The 14,826-nt window shown below is 70.3% G+C and carries 15 protein-coding genes; 7 read left to right on the top strand and 8 right to left on the bottom strand.

Going from position 1 to position 14,826, the window contains the following annotated elements; all coding sequences use genetic code 11:
* Positions 1-54 precede the first annotated feature (54 nt).
* Positions 55-1,095 carry a YafY family protein gene (locus SRB17_RS17720; protein ID WP_323375787.1) on the top strand — a complete coding sequence of 347 codons (1,041 nt, stop codon included), beginning with the start codon at positions 55-57 and terminating at the stop codon, positions 1,093-1,095.
* On the opposite strand, the gene argS is transcribed toward SRB17_RS17720, so the two are convergent.
* Complete coding sequence (gene argS / locus SRB17_RS17715) at positions 1,031-2,809, bottom strand: arginine--tRNA ligase (RefSeq protein WP_153539538.1); 1,779 nt, start codon at positions 2,807-2,809, stop codon at positions 1,031-1,033. The genes SRB17_RS17720 and argS overlap by 65 nt on opposite strands.
* Before the next feature lie 149 nt (positions 2,810-2,958).
* Here argS and lysS point away from each other — a divergent pair, with 149 nt between their 5' ends.
* Complete coding sequence (gene lysS / locus SRB17_RS17710; RefSeq protein ID WP_323375785.1) at positions 2,959-4,701, top strand: lysine--tRNA ligase; 1,743 nt, start codon at positions 2,959-2,961, stop codon at positions 4,699-4,701.
* Positions 4,702-4,776: 75 nt separating this feature from the next.
* Here lysS and SRB17_RS17705 read toward each other — a convergent pair whose 3' ends face one another.
* The 3 genes from SRB17_RS17705 to SRB17_RS17695 all read right to left on the bottom strand — a co-directional run bounded on the left by SRB17_RS17705 (position 4,777) and on the right by SRB17_RS17695 (position 7,978).
* A complete protein-coding gene (locus SRB17_RS17705; protein WP_153539536.1) occupies positions 4,777-6,006 on the bottom strand; it encodes a DUF2637 domain-containing protein in 1,230 nt (409 codons plus the stop codon).
* A gap of 119 nt (positions 6,007-6,125) precedes the next feature.
* The gene (locus SRB17_RS17700) at positions 6,126-7,040 is read right to left on the bottom strand and encodes a DUF3558 domain-containing protein (protein ID WP_194294034.1); all 915 of its coding nucleotides are present in this window, start codon (positions 7,038-7,040) and stop codon (positions 6,126-6,128) included.
* A gap of 113 nt (positions 7,041-7,153) precedes the next feature.
* The gene (locus tag SRB17_RS17695) at positions 7,154-7,978 is read right to left on the bottom strand and encodes a DUF3558 domain-containing protein (protein WP_323375783.1); all 825 of its coding nucleotides are present in this window, start codon (positions 7,976-7,978) and stop codon (positions 7,154-7,156) included.
* A gap of 223 nt (positions 7,979-8,201) precedes the next feature.
* Here SRB17_RS17695 and SRB17_RS17690 point away from each other — a divergent pair, with 223 nt between their 5' ends.
* Positions 8,202-9,395: an RtcB family protein gene (locus SRB17_RS17690; protein WP_153539534.1), complete on the top strand. Its 1,194-nt coding sequence runs from the start codon at positions 8,202-8,204 to the stop codon at positions 9,393-9,395.
* An 82-nt stretch (positions 9,396-9,477) separates the two neighbouring features.
* On the opposite strand, the gene SRB17_RS45435 is transcribed toward SRB17_RS17690, so the two are convergent.
* Genes SRB17_RS45435 through SRB17_RS17680 form a run of 3 tightly spaced genes read right to left on the bottom strand, consistent with a single transcriptional unit; the run spans position 9,478 to position 10,800 of the window.
* Positions 9,478-9,645: a hypothetical protein gene (locus SRB17_RS45435; protein ID WP_194294033.1), complete on the bottom strand. Its 168-nt coding sequence runs from the start codon at positions 9,643-9,645 to the stop codon at positions 9,478-9,480.
* A complete protein-coding gene (locus SRB17_RS17685) occupies positions 9,645-10,406 on the bottom strand; it encodes an SDR family NAD(P)-dependent oxidoreductase (protein ID WP_153539532.1) in 762 nt (253 codons plus the stop codon). The genes SRB17_RS45435 and SRB17_RS17685 overlap by 1 nt, the downstream gene beginning before the upstream one ends.
* A 55-nt stretch (positions 10,407-10,461) precedes the next feature.
* The gene (locus SRB17_RS17680; RefSeq protein WP_153539530.1) at positions 10,462-10,800 is read right to left on the bottom strand and encodes a YnfA family protein; all 339 of its coding nucleotides are present in this window, start codon (positions 10,798-10,800) and stop codon (positions 10,462-10,464) included.
* A 153-nt stretch (positions 10,801-10,953) separates the two neighbouring features.
* Between SRB17_RS17680 and SRB17_RS17675 the strand changes: the two genes are divergently transcribed.
* Complete coding sequence (locus SRB17_RS17675) at positions 10,954-11,418, top strand: hypothetical protein (protein WP_153539946.1); 465 nt, start codon at positions 10,954-10,956, stop codon at positions 11,416-11,418.
* A gap of 73 nt (positions 11,419-11,491) precedes the next feature.
* On the opposite strand, the gene SRB17_RS17670 is transcribed toward SRB17_RS17675, so the two are convergent.
* Complete coding sequence (locus tag SRB17_RS17670) at positions 11,492-11,896, bottom strand: winged helix-turn-helix transcriptional regulator (protein ID WP_153539528.1); 405 nt, start codon at positions 11,894-11,896, stop codon at positions 11,492-11,494.
* A 134-nt stretch (positions 11,897-12,030) separates the two neighbouring features.
* Here SRB17_RS17670 and SRB17_RS17665 point away from each other — a divergent pair, with 134 nt between their 5' ends.
* The 3 genes from SRB17_RS17665 to SRB17_RS17655 all read left to right on the top strand — a co-directional run bounded on the left by SRB17_RS17665 (position 12,031) and on the right by SRB17_RS17655 (position 14,751).
* The gene (locus SRB17_RS17665; protein ID WP_153539526.1) at positions 12,031-12,921 is read left to right on the top strand and encodes an NADP-dependent oxidoreductase; all 891 of its coding nucleotides are present in this window, start codon (positions 12,031-12,033) and stop codon (positions 12,919-12,921) included.
* Positions 12,922-13,021: 100 nt separating this feature from the next.
* Positions 13,022-14,107: an LLM class flavin-dependent oxidoreductase gene (locus SRB17_RS17660; RefSeq protein ID WP_153539524.1), complete on the top strand. Its 1,086-nt coding sequence runs from the start codon at positions 13,022-13,024 to the stop codon at positions 14,105-14,107.
* Entirely contained in the window at positions 14,104-14,751 is a 648-nt protein-coding gene (locus tag SRB17_RS17655) for an FMN reductase (protein ID WP_153539522.1), read from the top strand. The genes SRB17_RS17660 and SRB17_RS17655 overlap by 4 nt, the downstream gene beginning before the upstream one ends.
* The last annotated feature ends 75 nt before the right edge of the window (positions 14,752-14,826 follow it).

The following is a 14,826-nucleotide window of genomic DNA, read 5'->3' as shown; positions in this document are numbered from 1 at the left end:
TGACCAGGACAGTTCCGGTCCTGGTCATGTCGATCCTGTGCCAGACTTCCCGCCGTGCTCAGCTCCTCCGCCCGCCTCCTCCGCCTGCTGTCCCTGCTGTCCTCCCGTCCCTCCTGGACCTGCACCGAACTGGCGGAGCGCATGGAGGTCACCGACCGTACGGTCCGCCGGGACATAGCGAGGCTCCGGGACCTCGGCTACTCCGTCGACTCGGAGGCCGGCCCCTGGGGCGGTTACCGCCTCCGCGCAGGTTCCCGCGTTCCGCCGCTGATCCTCGACGACGAGGAGGCGCTGGCCGTGGCGGTCGGCCTGCGCGAGGCCGCGCTGAGCGACGCGCTCGGCGGCGACCAGGCGGCCCTCTCGGCGCTGCTGAAGCTGCGTCAGGTGCTGCCCAGGCACATCGCGGACCGCCTCGGCGACCTGGACGACGCCTTCGTACGCCTGCCCGGCCCCGACGGACCGCAGATGCGACCGGGCCTGCTGCTGGAACTGGCCGTGGCGTGCCGGCGTCGCGAGCGCGCCCGGCTGTCGTACACCGACGGGGAGGGCAGGACCACGGTCCGGGACGTCGACCCCTACCGACTCGTCCATGCCGCCCGGCGCTGGTACGTCGTCGCGCGGGACGTGGCCCGGGGCCAGTGGCGCACCTTCCGCGCCGACCGTATCGACCGCTTCCAGCCGACCGGCCACCCCGCCGACCTCACCGACCCGCCGGACCCCGCCCAGCTGGTCTCCCGCAACATCGCGAACGGCCCCTATCCCCTGTCCGCGACCATCCGCCTCCCGCTGCCCATGCGGGAGGCACTCCGACTCGTCCCCGCCACGATCGGCACCCACCGCCCCGACGGCCCCGATGCCACCGTCATCGACATCGGCGGCCCCGACCCGGACGGCCTCGCCCGCTACCTCCTCACCCTGGGCTCACCCCTCCGAGTCCTCCAGCCGGACTCGGTACGACAGGCCCTGGAGCGCCATGCGCGCCGGCTTGCCGAGGAAAACGCTGCCCAGGGACAGACCCGGAAGGCGTGCGTCAGAGCTTTTCCGGCGTCCGGATGCCCAGCAGGGCCATGCCCCGGTGCAGAGTGCGGGCCGTGATGTCGCACAGGAAGAGGCGGTTCTCCACCTGCTGCGGCGTCTCGGCCTTCAGGACCGGGCACTTGTCGTAGAAGGACGTGTACAGGGACGCCAGCTGGTACAGGTACGCCGTCAGCTTGTGCGGGGCGTACTCGCCGGCCGCCTCCGCCACCGTCGCCGCGAAGGCGTCGACGTGCAGCCCGAGGGCGCGCTCGGCGTCGGACAGTTCCAGCTCCGGGTGCGCGGCCGGGCGGGTCTCGCCGGCCTTGCGGAGGATGGACTGGATCCGGGCGTAGGCGTACTGGAGGTAGACGGACGTGTCACCGTTCAGGGACACCATCTGGTCCAGGTCGAACTTGTAGTCCCGGTTCGCCGACGTCGACAGGTCCGCGTACTTCACCGCGCCGATGCCCACCTGGGCACCCCGCTCGGCGATCTCCTCCTCGGACAGGTCCTGGGCCTTCTCCCGTACGACGGCCGAGGCGCGGTCGATCGCCTCGTCGAGGAGGTCGACCAGGCGGACCGTCTCGCCCTCACGCGTCTTGAACGGCTTGCCGTCCTTGCCGAGGACCGTGCCGAAGGCCAGCTGGAAGGCGGTGACGTCCTCGTTCAGCCAGCCGGCCCGCCGCGCCGTCTCGAAGACCATCTTGAAGTGCAGGGCCTGGCGGGCGTCCACCACGTAGAGCAGGGTGTTCGCCTTCAGGCTGAAGACGCGGTCACGGATCGCGGACAGGTCCGTCGCCGCGTAGCCGTAGCCGCCGTCCGACTTCTGGACGATCAGCGGGACCGGGTTGCCGTCCGGGCCCTTGATGTCGTCGAAGAACACGCACAGGGCGCCCTCCGAGCGGACGGCCACCCCCGACTCCTCCAGCGACCGGCACGTCTCGGCCAGCATGTCGTTGTAGCCGGACTCGCCGACGATGTCGGGGTCGCTGATCTCCATGTCCAGCTTCTCGAAGACGGAGAAGAAGTAGATCTTCGACTCGTCCACGAACTTCTGCCACGTGGCCAGGGTGCGCGGATCGCCGGCCTGGAGGTCGACCACCCGGCGGCGGGCCCGCGTCTTGAACTCCTCGTCGGAGTCGAACAGCTTCCGCGCGGCCTTGTAGAGGCGGTCGAGGTTCGACATCGCCTCCTCGCCCGAAGCCGCCGTGTCCTCGGTGGACGCCTTGTGGTCCAGCTCGTGCGGGTGCTCGTCCAGGTACTGGATGAGCATGCCGAACTGAGTGCCCCAGTCGCCGATGTGGTGGCGGCGGATCACGTTCTCGCCGGTGAACTCCAGGAGCTGGACCACCGAGTCGCCGATCACCGCCGACCGCAGATGACCTACGTGCATCTCCTTCGCCACGTTCGGCTGCGCGTAGTCGATCACCGTCGTGCCCGGCCGCTCGGCGGTCGGCACGCCGAGGCGGCCCGTCTCGTCCGCGTACCGCGCGGCCAGGTTCGCGGTGATCGCCCGGTCCGCGATCGTGATGTTCAGGAAGCCGGGGCCCGAGACCTCGACGTCCTTGATCAGCTCGTCACCCGTCACCACCTGGGAGACGACCCGCGTCGCCAGCTCCCTCGGGTTCGCCTTCGCCTTCTTGGCCAGCGCAAGGATCCCGTTGGCCTGGAAGTCGGCCCGGTCGCTTCGTCGCAGCAGCGGGTCCGCGCCGGCGGCCTCCGGCAGGGTGGCCGAGAGGGCGGACGCGAGGTGCTGCTGGACGTTGTCGTTGAGGGACGTGACCGAGGCCATAGGAATGGGTGCCGTTCTCCTCGTGGGGATGGATAGACCCAGCCAGTATCCCACGGCAGGTAAAGCCGTTTTCGCCGTCGCATCCCGGTCTGTGAGAATGGAGTGTCACCCCGATCAGACGGAGTGCCACCCCGTTCAGAAAGAAGGACGTGCCGATCGTGGCTCAGAGCACCGAGACCACCGACTGGGTCTCCCGTTTCGCGGATGAGGTCATCGAGGAGTCGGAGCGCCGGGCCCCGGGCAAACCGGTCGTCGTCGCGTCCGGACTCTCGCCGTCGGGCCCGATCCACCTCGGCAACCTGCGCGAGGTCATGACCCCGCACCTCGTCGCCGACGAGATCCGCCGCCGCGGATTCCAGGTCCGGCACCTGATCTCCTGGGACGACTACGACCGCTACCGCAAGGTGCCCAAGGGCATCGCCGGGGTCGACGAGGACGGCTGGACCGAGCACATCGGCAAGCCGCTCACCTCCGTGCCGGCGCCGCGCGGATCGTCGTACCCGAACTGGGCCGAGCACTTCAAGGCCGCCATGATCGCCTCGCTCGCCGAGCTGGGCGTCGAGTTCGACGGCATCAGCCAGACCGCGCAGTACACCTCCGGCGCCTACCGCGAGCAGATCCTGCACGCCATGAAGCACCGCGGCGACATCGACGCGATCCTCGCCCAGTACCGCACGAAGAAGGCCCCGAAGAAGCAGCAGCAGAAGGCCGTCGACGAGGCCGAGCTGGAGGCCGAGGAGGGCTCGGGCGCCGCGTCCGAGGACGACGGCAGCTCCGGCTCCGCCGGGTACTTCCCGTACAAGCCGTACTGCGGCAGCTGCGAGAAGGACCTGACGACCGTCACCTCGTACGACGACGACACCACCGAGCTGGCCTACACCTGCACCGCGTGCGGCTTCACCGAGACCGTCCGGCTCAGCGAGTTCAACCGCGGCAAGCTGGTCTGGAAGGTCGACTGGCCGATGCGCTGGGCCTACGAGGGCGTCGTCTTCGAACCGAGCGGCGTCGACCACTCCTCGCCGGGCTCCTCCTTCCAGGTCGGTGGCCAGATCGTCGGCATCTTCGACGGCAAGCAGCCCATCGGACCCATGTACGCCTTCGTGGGCATCAGCGGCATGGCGAAGATGTCCTCCTCGCGCGGCGGGGTCCCGACCCCCGCCGACGCGCTGAAGATCATGGAGCCGCAGATCCTGCGCTGGCTCTACGCCCGCCGCCGGCCCAACCAGTCCTTCAAGATCGCCTTCGACCAGGAGATCCAGCGGCTCTACGACGAGTGGGACAAGCTCGCCGGAAAGGTCGCCGACGGCTCCGCCCTGCCGGCCGACATCGCCGCCTACACCCGCGCGGTCGGCACGGCCGCCGGTGAGCTGCCGAAGACGCCGCGCCCGCTGCCGTACCGCACGCTCGCCTCGGTCGCCGACATCACCGCCGGCCACGAGGACCAGGCGCTGCGGATCCTCTCCGAGCTGGACCCGGAGCGGCCGCTCGCGTCCCTCGACGAGGCACGGCCGCGGTACGACAGGGCCGAGGCCTGGATCAACACGCACGTCTCCGCCGACCAGCGGACCATCGTGCGCGACGAGCCCGACGCCGAGCTCCTGAAGTCCCTCGACGAGGCCTCCCAGCAGTCCGTACGGCTGCTGCTCGACGGACTCGCCGAGCACTGGTCGCTCGACGGACTGACCCACCTCGTCTACGGCGTGCCCAAGGTGCAGGCCGGGTTCCCGGCCGACGCCACCCCGAAGGAGCTGCCGCCCGAGATCAAGACCGCTCAGCGGTCCTTCTTCGCCCTGCTCTACCACCTGCTCGTCGGGCGGGACACCGGGCCGCGCCTGCCCACGCTGCTGCTCGCGGTGGGGCAGGAGCGGGTGCGGCGGCTGCTCGGGGAGTAGGCCGCGACGTACGAGGAGGGGGCGCCCGGTGACACCGGGCGCCCCCTCCTCGTACGCGTCACGGCCTCCTGCGCGTCACGCGATGTGGTCTTCTTCGAGTTCCGCGGAGTGGCGCTGCTGGAAGCGCTCCGCGAGGGCTTTCAGCTCGCTGGGGCTCAGCGTCGTCCCGAACGTCGCCTGGATGTTGTCGCCAAGGACCCGGGGCGTGGGGTAGCTGCCGTCGATCGACTGGCGGAAGACCTGGTAGTAGGCCTCCTCGTCCGGCTCCGGGGGGCCACCGCCCTCGCCCAGCTCCCGGGTGCGGTTCGGGCCCACCGGAATGGGGAAGCTGCCGGTCTCCTCGGAAGAGGGCTGCTGGAAGTCCGCCGGCTGCTGGTCCTCGTACCACTCCTCGTACTGCTCGTCGGGAGCGTACTGGGGTTCCTGCATCATCGGGTCGTAGGCGGGGTCGTAGCCGCCGTGGTAGTCGACCTGGCGCGGGGTCTGGAACCAGGGGCTCTCGTCCGGCTCGACGCTCCCCGGCCGCCCGGGGCTCTCGCCGGTCAGTTCCGGGCGCTGCTCGCCGGAAGGTGCCGCCTGATGAGGGACGAGCGCCGCCCCAGCGGGACGACCACCCGAAGCCACGGCAGGTATCAGAGTCGGCTCTATGCCCGCCGCCGCAAGCCCCGCCGCGGCCGTCTCCACCAACGGCACGCCGTACCTCGCCAGCCTCAACGGCATCAAGGACTCCACCGGAGCCTTCCGGCGCCAGGCGCGGCCGAACCTGGAACGGAGCCTGGCCTGGTAGACGAGACGTTCCTGCTCCAGCTTGATCACCTGGTCGTAGGAACGCAGCTCCCACAGCTTCATACGGCGCCAGAGGAGGAAGGTGGGGACGGGGGAGAGGAGCCAGCGGGTCAGGCGGACGCCCTCCATGTGCTTGTCCGCCGTGATGTCCGCGATCCGCCCGATCGCGTGCCGGGCCGCCTCCACCGCGACCACGAACAGCACCGGGATCACCGCGTGCATGCCGACGCCCAGCGGGTCCGGCCAGGCGGCCGCGCCGTTGAACGCGATCGTCGCCGCCGTCAGCAGCCACGCCGTCTGACGCAGCAGCGGGAAGGGGATACGGATCCAGGTCAGAAGCAGGTCCAGGGCCAACAGGACACAGATGCCCGCGTCGATGCCCACCGGGAACACATACGAGAAGTTCCCGAAACCCTTCTTGAACGCCAGCGCCCGGACGGCCGCATAGGAGCCGGCGAAGCCGATCCCGGCGATGATCAAGGCGCCGCTCACGACCACGCCGATGAGAACGCGGTGCATCCGAGACAGCTGCGGTGGCGCGGCCACGCGTACTCCCCTCCCCTTGCCAGTTGTTGCGCGCAACAGGGTGGCACACGCGAACGGCGAACGTGGTACCGGTCAGGGCATCAGCCCCCGGGTCAGCCCTTCCCCGCGGCCGACTTGGACGGAGAAGCGGTGGAAGAGGCCGACTTGGACGGGGACGTGGAGGCGGACTTCGAGGGGGAAGCCGACTTCGACGGAGCCGACGTCGCGGAACCCCCCGACGACGAGCCGTCGTTGGCGGACGACACCGCCCCGACCACCTCCTTGATCGCGCCCTCCGCGGCCTTCGTCAGGTCGTCGGCGTCCGGAGTCTTCTCACCCGCGAGACCGGCGCCGTTGAAGTCGAGCGTGACCACCACGTTCTCGACCCGGGCGACCACCGTCTGCTGCTTGAACAGACCTTCCTTCTTCTTCAGGTCGTAGCGCACGGCCGTCGCCTCCGCGCCCGTGCCGGACAGCGGAATCTCCTTGGCGTTCTGTGCGCCGGCCACCGCCGCGGCGTCCTTGACCTGCTGCCCGAAGTACGTGTGGGCCTGCGTGTCACCGGCACCGCGCGTGCTGTCCGAGTCGAAACGGAGCAGGGACACGTTCAGCCACCGGAACTGCGAGCCCTTCACCCCGTTGTTGTCCAGGCTGCTCCACGAGCACGACGCACGCGACGACGGATCGTCCGAACTGCCCTTCTTGCCCGACGTGTCCTTCGGTACGAGATCCGTCAGGGTCTTCTTCGACAGCACCGCGCACGCATCGGGCAGCTTCGTGTACGCGGCCGCCTGCACGGTCGGGGACGCGCTCGCCGAGGGCTTGGTGCTCCCACCCGCGGACTGCTGCGCGCCGCCGTCGGAGCCCTTGCCCTTGGCATCGCCCGAGTCCGACGAACAGGCGGCGGTGATCAGCACCGCCGGCACGGCTGCCGCGCAGACAAGCACACGGCTCAGGCGCTTGCCACGCATTCCTCGCTTGGCACGGTCGTCTCGCTGGGCTGCTCGCTGCATGGTTCCTTCACTCATGACGCTTTGTGTTCGTGCGGGTTCCTGCGGGGGCCCACGGTACGCGGTGAAGGAGCTGTGCGGTTTCCGTTCGGGCGCTTTGCGCACGGCACGGCGAGCGACGCCCGAGGCCGTCAACCGCCCAGCGCGTCGTCCAGTTGAGAGGCCAGTTTACGGGCCCTGTCCTGCATTTCCTTGCTGTCCGGGACCGTTCCGACCGCCGTCGGCTGCTCCTCGTACTCGATGGTGACGACGACATTGGACGTGCGGAACACCACAGTCACCGTCCGCTGTTCGACGGTCGAACCGGACGAACCGAGCTGGTCGTCGATATACGCCTCGTCACCGAGATCCGACAGCACGCGCGGCTGCAGATCGGCCGCGGCGGAACCGGAGGGGGAGCCGGAAGGCGATCCTGAAGGAGTGGCGCCGCCACTCGCAGAGGACGAGGGGGACTCACTGGACGAGGGCGAGCCACTGGGTGAAGGCGATGACGTCGGCGTCGGCGCGGGGAGGTCGGCGGCCGACTCCTCGCCCTCGAACAGGTTCTTCGCCTGATCGTCGTCGCTGACCGTGTTGTCGTAGGACACCACGCGCTCGAAGTCGACCGAGAGGCGGTCGGTGGCATCCGCGGACTCCACCTTCCAGCGGCAGCCGACCTTGCGATCGGTGTCGTAAGTGAGGGCGGCCTGCCCCTGATAGGCCTTGTCCCGCTGGGCGGGATCGGCGATCTGCTTGATGCCGGGCAGCAACGAGTCCAGCGTGTCGTGACCGACCGCGCCGCACGGCTCCGGGAGCGTGCGGTACTTGCCCGGCTGGGCGACGGCCGTGGCCGAACCGGCGGCGCCCGGATTGGCGTTGTCCGTCGTACTGTCGCTCGCCGAGCCGCTCGAGCAGCCGGCCAGCAGCAGTGCCGCGAGGAGGGCGGCGGTGCCGGTTACGTACGCCTTCCGCTGCACGGTCGGGCTCCTCTCGGGTGTGCGCTCGCTCGGTGCTCAAGTGTCCCCGCTGGTTATTCGCTTGCCGCAGCGGGGCGTCCCCTGGAGACAATGTGTATCGCACGCGCTGCTGTGGCCGCCGGTTCCTTGTCCGCTTTCACCGGCCCTGGTCTCACTTTTCTTTTTGTCGCCTATAAGCCTTGCGTAAGTCCTTTGTTGTCGTTTTCGGGGGAATGAGGAACGTATGTCGTACGTGGAGATGCCGGGCGCGAAGGTCCCGATCCGGATGTGGACCGACCCGGCGACGGTCGAGGACGTGGCTCTGCGCCAGCTCCAGAACGTGGCGACCCTTCCCTGGATCAAGGGCCTGGCCGTGATGCCCGACGTGCACTACGGCAAGGGCGCGACGGTCGGCTCCGTCATCGCCATGCGGGGCGCGGTGTGCCCGGCGGCGGTGGGGGTGGACATCGGGTGCGGGATGTCGGCGGTGAAGACGTCGCTGACGGCCAATGATCTGCCGGGTGACCTGTCGCGGCTGCGGTCGAAGATCGAGCAGGCGATTCCGGTGGGACGGGGGATGCACGCGGATCCCGTGGAGCCGGGGGACTTCCATGGTCTGGCGACCGCTGGGTGGGGTGAGTTCTGGGGGCGGTTCGACGGGGTCGCCGATGCTGTGAAGTTCCGGCGGGAGCGGGCGACTTTGCAGATGGGGACGCTCGGATCGGGGAATCACTTTACAGAGCTCTGTATAGATTCGCAGGGTGACGTGTGGCTGATGCTCCACTCCGGCTCCAGGAACATCGGCAAGGAACTCGCCGAGCACCACATCGGCGTGGCCCAGAAGCTCCCGCACAACCAGGGTCTGGTCGACCGTGACTTGGCGGTCTTCGTCTCGGACACCCCGCAGATGGCGGCCTACCGCAACGACCTGTTCTGGGCGCAGGAGTACGCCAAGTACAACCGCACGCTGATGATGGCGCTCCTGAAGGACGTGATCCGCAAGGAGTTCAAGAAGGCCAAGCCGACCTTCGAGCCGGAGATCTCCTGCCACCACAATTACGTTTCGGAGGAGCGGTACGACGGAATGGACCTGCTCGTGACCCGCAAGGGCGCGATCCGCGCCGGCTCCGGCGAGTACGGGATCATTCCGGGTTCCATGGGCACGGGGTCGTACATCGTGAAGGGCCTGGGAAACGAGAAGGCCTTCAACTCGGCCTCGCACGGCGCGGGTCGGCGGATGAGCCGCAACGCGGCCAAGAAGCGCTTCTCCACGAAGGACCTGGAGGAGCAGACCCGAGGTGTGGAGTGCCGCAAGGACTCCGGCGTCGTGGACGAGATCCCGGGCGCCTACAAGTCGATCGACCAGGTCATCGACCAGCAGCGGGACCTGGTGCAGGTCGTGGCGAAGCTCAAGCAGGTCGTCTGCGTGAAGGGCTAGGTGCGGTGAGGGGCGCGGCGAGTGTTCGCTGCGCCCCTCAGCCTGTCCAGTCGGGCTCTCGCCCGTGTGGGTTGATCGTGGGTCACTTCGCGTGGCGGACCGCGTAGATCATGACGAAGGCCACGATGTGGATGCCGAAGAGGAAGTAGCCCAGGAAGTACCAGACCTTGCGTTCGTCCCTGGTCTCCTGGGCCAGGCGGCGCTGTTCCAGGGAGTCGGCGGAGACGGGGGTCTCGGGAGACTCGGGCATCACGGCTCCCTGTGGATCTTGGTGTTGGACGCCTGGGCGCGGGGGCGCAGGACGAGCAGGTCGACGTTGACGTGGCTCGGGCGGGTGACCGCCCAGGTGATGGTTTCCGCCACGTCGTCGGCCGTGAGGGGGTCGGCCACGCCCTCGTAGACCTTGGACGCCTTCGCCTCGTCGCCGGCGAAGCGGGTCAGGGCGAACTCCTCCGTCTTCACCAAGCCGGGGGCGATCTCGATGACCCGGACGGGCTGGCCGACGATCTCCAGGCGGAGGGTCTCGGCGAGGACGTGGGAGCCGTGCTTGGCGGCGACATAACCGGCACCGCCCTCGTACGTGCCGTGGCCGGCGGTGGAGGAGACCACGACCACCACGCCGTCGCCGCTCGCCACCAGCTTGGGCAGCAGGGCCTGGGTGAGGTTCAGGGTGCCGATGACGTTCGTCTCGTACATCGTGCGCCAGTCCGCCGGGTCGCCGGTGGCGACGGGGTCCGCGCCGAGGGCGCCGCCCGCGTTGTTGACCAGGACGCCGATGGTCTGGAAGGCCGTGGCGAACTCGTCGACGGCCGCGCGGTCGGTGACGTCCAGCTGGTAGGCGACCGCCGAGTGGCCCGCCGTGGTCAGCTCCTCCGCGAGTGCCTCGATGCGGTCCTTGCGGCGGGCGGTGAGGACGACGCGGTAGCCGGCCGCGGCGAGCTGCCGGGCCGTGGCGGCGCCGATGCCGCTGCTCGCACCGGTGACGACGGCGATGCGGGAGGCGGGGGCCATGGGCAGCTCCTCGGGGAGGGTCGGGTGGCGGGGCTCCGTCCAGCGTAAGTGAGGCTCAGGCGCCGTTCCTCGGGGCCCACATGATCACGGCCATCCCGGCGAGGCAGATCAGCGCGCCCACGATGTCGTAGCGGTCGGGGCGGTAGCCGTCCGCGATCGCACCCCAGAGCAGTGAGCCTGCGACGAAGATGCCGCCGTAGGCGGCCAGGATGCGGCCGAAGTGGGCGTCCGGCTGGAAGGTGGCGACGAAGCCGTACGCGCCGAGGGCCAGGACCCCGCCGGTCATCCACAGCCAGCCCCGCTGCTCGCGTACGCCCTGCCAGATCAGCCAGGCGCCGCCGATCTCGAAGACTGCGGCGACGACGAACAGGGCGGCGGAGCGGAGGATCGACATGGTCAGCAGCTTGGCATGCGGCGCGCGGGAGCCCGGGCGCGGCCTGTCGCCTCTTTGGACGTCACCTGTTGGACGGCGCCTGGTGGCCGGTCCGCGTGGCATACATCCGTACGGCAGTCGGATCGGATGTGTGGAGTGGTGAGCGGCGTGCGGATGCGGACCTGGGGCGTGGCGGGGGCGTTGGCCGGTGTGGTGCTGGGGGCGGGGGCCGCCGTGGCCGCCCCGGAGCCCGTGCCGGAGGCCGACCTCGCCTTTCACGGAACCGCCGTGATGAACGGCGACACGGTGGTGGTCAGGCTGACCCCGCGCAACAGCGGCCCGGCGGCCGTGCCGGACGCGACCGTGCGGCTGCGCTGGTCGGTGCCGCTGGCCGGGGAACAGCAGCTGCCCGCGCGGTGTGCCCGGGAGGACGACCGGACGGTGGTGTGCGGGACGGGCCGGCTGGCCGCGAGCGGGGTGGGTGAGCGGCTGGATGTGCCGGTGCGGCTGAAGGAGGAGCCGTCGGAGGTCACGCTGGAGGTCGGCGCGGCGTGGGTCGGTGGCACGACGGACAGGGATCACGCGAACGACCGGATGCAGGTGCTGGTGCTGGACACGGGGGACTCGTACGCCTTCTGAGGCCCAGCCCGACCCCGCCAGGCGCCAGGCCGGGCCCGGCGCGGCTCGGCCCCGCCCGGCCTCGCCTCGCCGGTCAGGCGGGGTCCTCCGCGTCGTAGCGCTCGCGGGCCGTCCGTACCTCCTCGAAGTGGGTCTCGGCCCAGTCCTTCACGGCGGTCAGCAGGCCGGCGAGGCTGCTGCCGAGCGGGGTGAGCTCGTAGTCGACGCGGACGGGGACGGACGGGGTGACCGTGCGGCTGATGATGCCGTCCCGTTCGAGGGTCCGCAGGGTCTGGGTGAGCATCTTGGGGCTGACGCCGGCGATCGTGCGGCCGAGGTCGCTGTAGCGCTTGGTGCCGCCGGACAGGGCGGCGATGACCAGGCTGACCCATTTGTCGCTGAGCCGGCCGAGCAGCTGGTGGGAGGGGCATTCGCGGAGGAAGGCGTCATAGTCGGCGCGGGCCTGCTCGCGGCGCTCGGCGGCGGTCATGGTCGCCATGGGCTCTTCCCTTCGGGGCAGCTACGCACTCTGAGGTAACTACTTTCTCATGGATAGTAGCTCTCCTACGGTTGGCGGTGCGGCGGAACGGTGCCGTGAAGTCATCAACTGGGTTGTGATTGGGGAGAGTTGTCATGCGTGCTGCTGTGGTGCGGGCGTTCGGCGGGCCGGAGAGCGTGGAGATCGCGGACGTCGCGGTGCCGGAGCCGGGGAAGCGGCAGGTGCGGATCAAGGTGGCCGCGGGTGCGCTGAACCCGGTGGACGCGGCCGTGCGTGCCGGCGTCTTCGGCGGGGCCGGCAAGACCCTCGGGCTCGGCTGGGACGTGGCCGGCACGGTGGACGCGGTGGGTGCGCCCGCCTCCTGGGAGGCCGGCGATCCGGTGGTGGCGCTGGTGGCGGGGGTCGCGGATCCGCTGGGCGCTCATGCCGAGTACGTCGTCGTGGACGCGGAGGCCGTGGCCGCGGCGCCCGCCTCGGTGGACGCGGTGCACGCGGGCACCCTGCCGCTGAACGGGCTGACCGCGCTGCAGGCCCTGGACCTGCTGGGCCTCGCGCCGGGCGACAGGCTGCTGGTGACCGGGGCCGCGGGTGCGGTCGGCGGGTTCGCGGTGCAGCTGGCCGCGCATCGGGGGATCGAGGTGACCGGGCATGCCCGGGCGGGCGACGAGGAGCTGGTGCGCTCGCTGGGTGCCGCGCGCTTCACGGCGGACGGGGCCGAGCCGGGGAGTGTGGACGCGGTGCTGGACGCCGCTGTGCTGGGGGAGCCCGCGCTGGCGTGGGTGCGGGACGGGGGCGCGTTCGTCGCGGTCCGTGACGGGGCGCTGCCCGAGCCGGAGCGTGGGGTGCGGATGGCGAACGTGTGGGTGCGGGGCGACGGTGCGCAGCTCGCGGAGCTGGTCCGGCTGGTGGACGAGGGCGTGCTGACGCTGCGGGTGGATCGGACGTACGCCTTGGAGGAGGCGGCCAAGGCGCATGCGCGGCTCGCGGAGGGCGGGGTGCGGGGGCGGCTGGTTCTCGTGCCCTGACCTTGGGAGCGAGGGCTCGCGGGGGTCCGGAATAACCCGGCCGGGGTGACCGTTCAGGCGGATATAGTTGAACCGTCAACAATCTGGAGGGTGAACGGCCATGCAGTTCGGGATCTTCACGGTCGGCGACGTCACGCCGGACCCCACCACGGGGCGCACGCCGACCGAGCGCGAGCGGATCAAGGCCATGGTCGCCATCGCGCTCAAGGCCGAGGAGGCCGGCCTGGACGTCTTCGCCACCGGCGAGCACCACAACCCGCCGTTCGTGCCGTCGTCCCCGACGACCATGCTCGGATACGTGGCGGCGCGGACGGAGAAGCTGGTCCTCTCCACGTCCACCACCCTGATCACCACCAACGACCCGGTGAAGATCGCGGAGGACTTCGCGATGCTCCAGCACCTGGCCGACGGGCGCGTCGACCTGATGATGGGCCGTGGCAACACCGGGCCGGTCTACCCCTGGTTCGGCCAGGACATCCGGCAGGGCATCGACCTCGCCATCGAGAACTACGCCCTGCTGCGCCGCCTGTGGCGCGAGGACGTCGTCGACTGGGAGGGCAAGTTCCGCACCCCGCTGCAGGGCTTCACCTCCACGCCGCGCCCGCTGGACGGCGTACCGCCCTTCGTCTGGCACGGCTCCATCCGCTCCCCGGAGATCGCCGAGCAGGCGGCCTACTACGGCGACGGCTTCTTCCACAACAACATCTTCTGGCCCGCCGACCACACCAAGCGCATGGTCGAGCTGTACCGGACCCGGTTCGCCCACTACGGGCACGGCACGCCCGAGCAGGCGATCGTCGGCCTGGGCGGCCAGGTGTTCATGCGGCGGAACTCCCAGGACGCGGTGCGCGAGTTCCGCCCGTACTTCGACAACGCGCCGGTCTACGGCCACGGGCCCTCCCTGGAGGACTTCACCGACCAGACCCCGCTGACCGTCGGCACCCCGCAGCAGGTCATCGAGAAGACCCTGTCCTTCCGCGAGTACGCCGGTGACTACCAGCGCCAGCTGTTCCTGGTGGACCACGCCGGGCTGCCGCTGAAGACCGTGCTGGAGCAGATCGACATGCTCGGCGAGGAGGTCGTGCCCGTGCTGCGCAAGGAGTTCGCGAGCGGCCGCCCGGCGGACGTTCCCGAGGCGCCGACCCACGCTTCCCTGAAGGCGTCCAAGGAGGTGACCGCCGCATGAAGCTCGTCGTCGTGTCCGCGGGACTGAGCGTCCCGTCCTCCACCCGGCTGCTGGCCGACCGGCTGGCCGCCGCGGTGGACCGGCGGACGCCGGTCGGCATCGAGGTGATCGAGCTGCGGGATCTCGCTGTCGAGATCGCGCACAACTTCACCAACGGGTTCGCCGGGAAGGGCCTCGCCGCCGCCCAGGAGGCGGTGGCGGGGGCCGACGGGCTGATCGTCGTCACACCGGTGTTCTCGGCGTCGTACAGCGGGTTGTTCAAGTCGTTCTTCGACGTGCTGGACAAGGACGCGCTGGTGGGCAAGCCGGTGCTGATCGCGGCCACCGGCGGTACGGCCCGGCACTCGCTGGTGCTGGAGCACGGGCTGCGGCCGCTGTTCGCCCATCTGCGGGCCGTGATCGTCCCCACGGGGGTGTACGCGGCGTCGGAGGACTGGGGCGAGGAAGGGCTCGCCGGGCGGATCGAGCGGGCGGCGGGGGAGCTGGCCGGCCTGATGACGGGGCTGCGGGCGGCCGCGCCGGAGCGGGAGGCCGAGCCGCCGGTCGTGCCGTTCGAGGAACAGCTCGCCCGGCTCGGCGCCCAGACCCCGGCGCTCGGCCAGGGTGAGAAGACGGTAGGGCGGCGGGCCGGGTTGCCCGTGTGACGGTGAGAGGGGGGTAAAAAGGGTGATCGTAGGTCCGCTCGCCCCGACCGAACGGCCGAAGGCCTTGGCAGACTG

It is taken from the genome of Streptomyces sp. RB17 (assembly GCF_009604455.1).
Taxonomy (GTDB): domain Bacteria; phylum Actinomycetota; class Actinomycetes; order Streptomycetales; family Streptomycetaceae; genus Streptomyces.
This window is presented reverse-complemented; position numbering and strand designations above follow the sequence as displayed.

Bases quoted from the DNA above. Each gene is read 5' to 3' on its own strand.
- SRB17_RS17670 (WP_153539528.1), bottom strand. From the start codon at position 11,896: ATGGCGACCATGACCGCCGCCGAGCGCCGCGAGCAGGCCCGCGCCGAC.
- SRB17_RS17705 (WP_153539536.1), bottom strand. From the start codon at position 6,006: ATGCACCGCGTTCTCATCGGCGTGGTCGTGAGCGGCGCCTTGATCATC.
- SRB17_RS17660 (WP_153539524.1), top strand. From the start codon at position 13,022: ATGCAGTTCGGGATCTTCACGGTCGGCGACGTCACGCCGGACCCCACC.
- SRB17_RS17680 (WP_153539530.1), bottom strand. From the start codon at position 10,800: ATGTCGATCCTCCGCTCCGCCGCCCTGTTCGTCGTCGCCGCAGTCTTC.
- SRB17_RS45435 (WP_194294033.1), bottom strand. From the start codon at position 9,645: ATGCCCGAGTCTCCCGAGACCCCCGTCTCCGCCGACTCCCTGGAACAG.
- SRB17_RS17700 (WP_194294034.1), bottom strand. From the start codon at position 7,040: ATGAGTGAAGGAACCATGCAGCGAGCAGCCCAGCGAGACGACCGTGCC.
- SRB17_RS17655 (WP_153539522.1), top strand. From the start codon at position 14,104: ATGAAGCTCGTCGTCGTGTCCGCGGGACTGAGCGTCCCGTCCTCCACC.
- SRB17_RS17675 (WP_153539946.1), top strand. From the start codon at position 10,954: ATGCGGACCTGGGGCGTGGCGGGGGCGTTGGCCGGTGTGGTGCTGGGG.
- SRB17_RS17665 (WP_153539526.1), top strand. From the start codon at position 12,031: ATGCGTGCTGCTGTGGTGCGGGCGTTCGGCGGGCCGGAGAGCGTGGAG.
- SRB17_RS17690 (WP_153539534.1), top strand. From the start codon at position 8,202: ATGTCGTACGTGGAGATGCCGGGCGCGAAGGTCCCGATCCGGATGTGG.
- SRB17_RS17685 (WP_153539532.1), bottom strand. From the start codon at position 10,406: ATGGCCCCCGCCTCCCGCATCGCCGTCGTCACCGGTGCGAGCAGCGGC.
- argS (WP_153539538.1), bottom strand. From the start codon at position 2,809: ATGGCCTCGGTCACGTCCCTCAACGACAACGTCCAGCAGCACCTCGCG.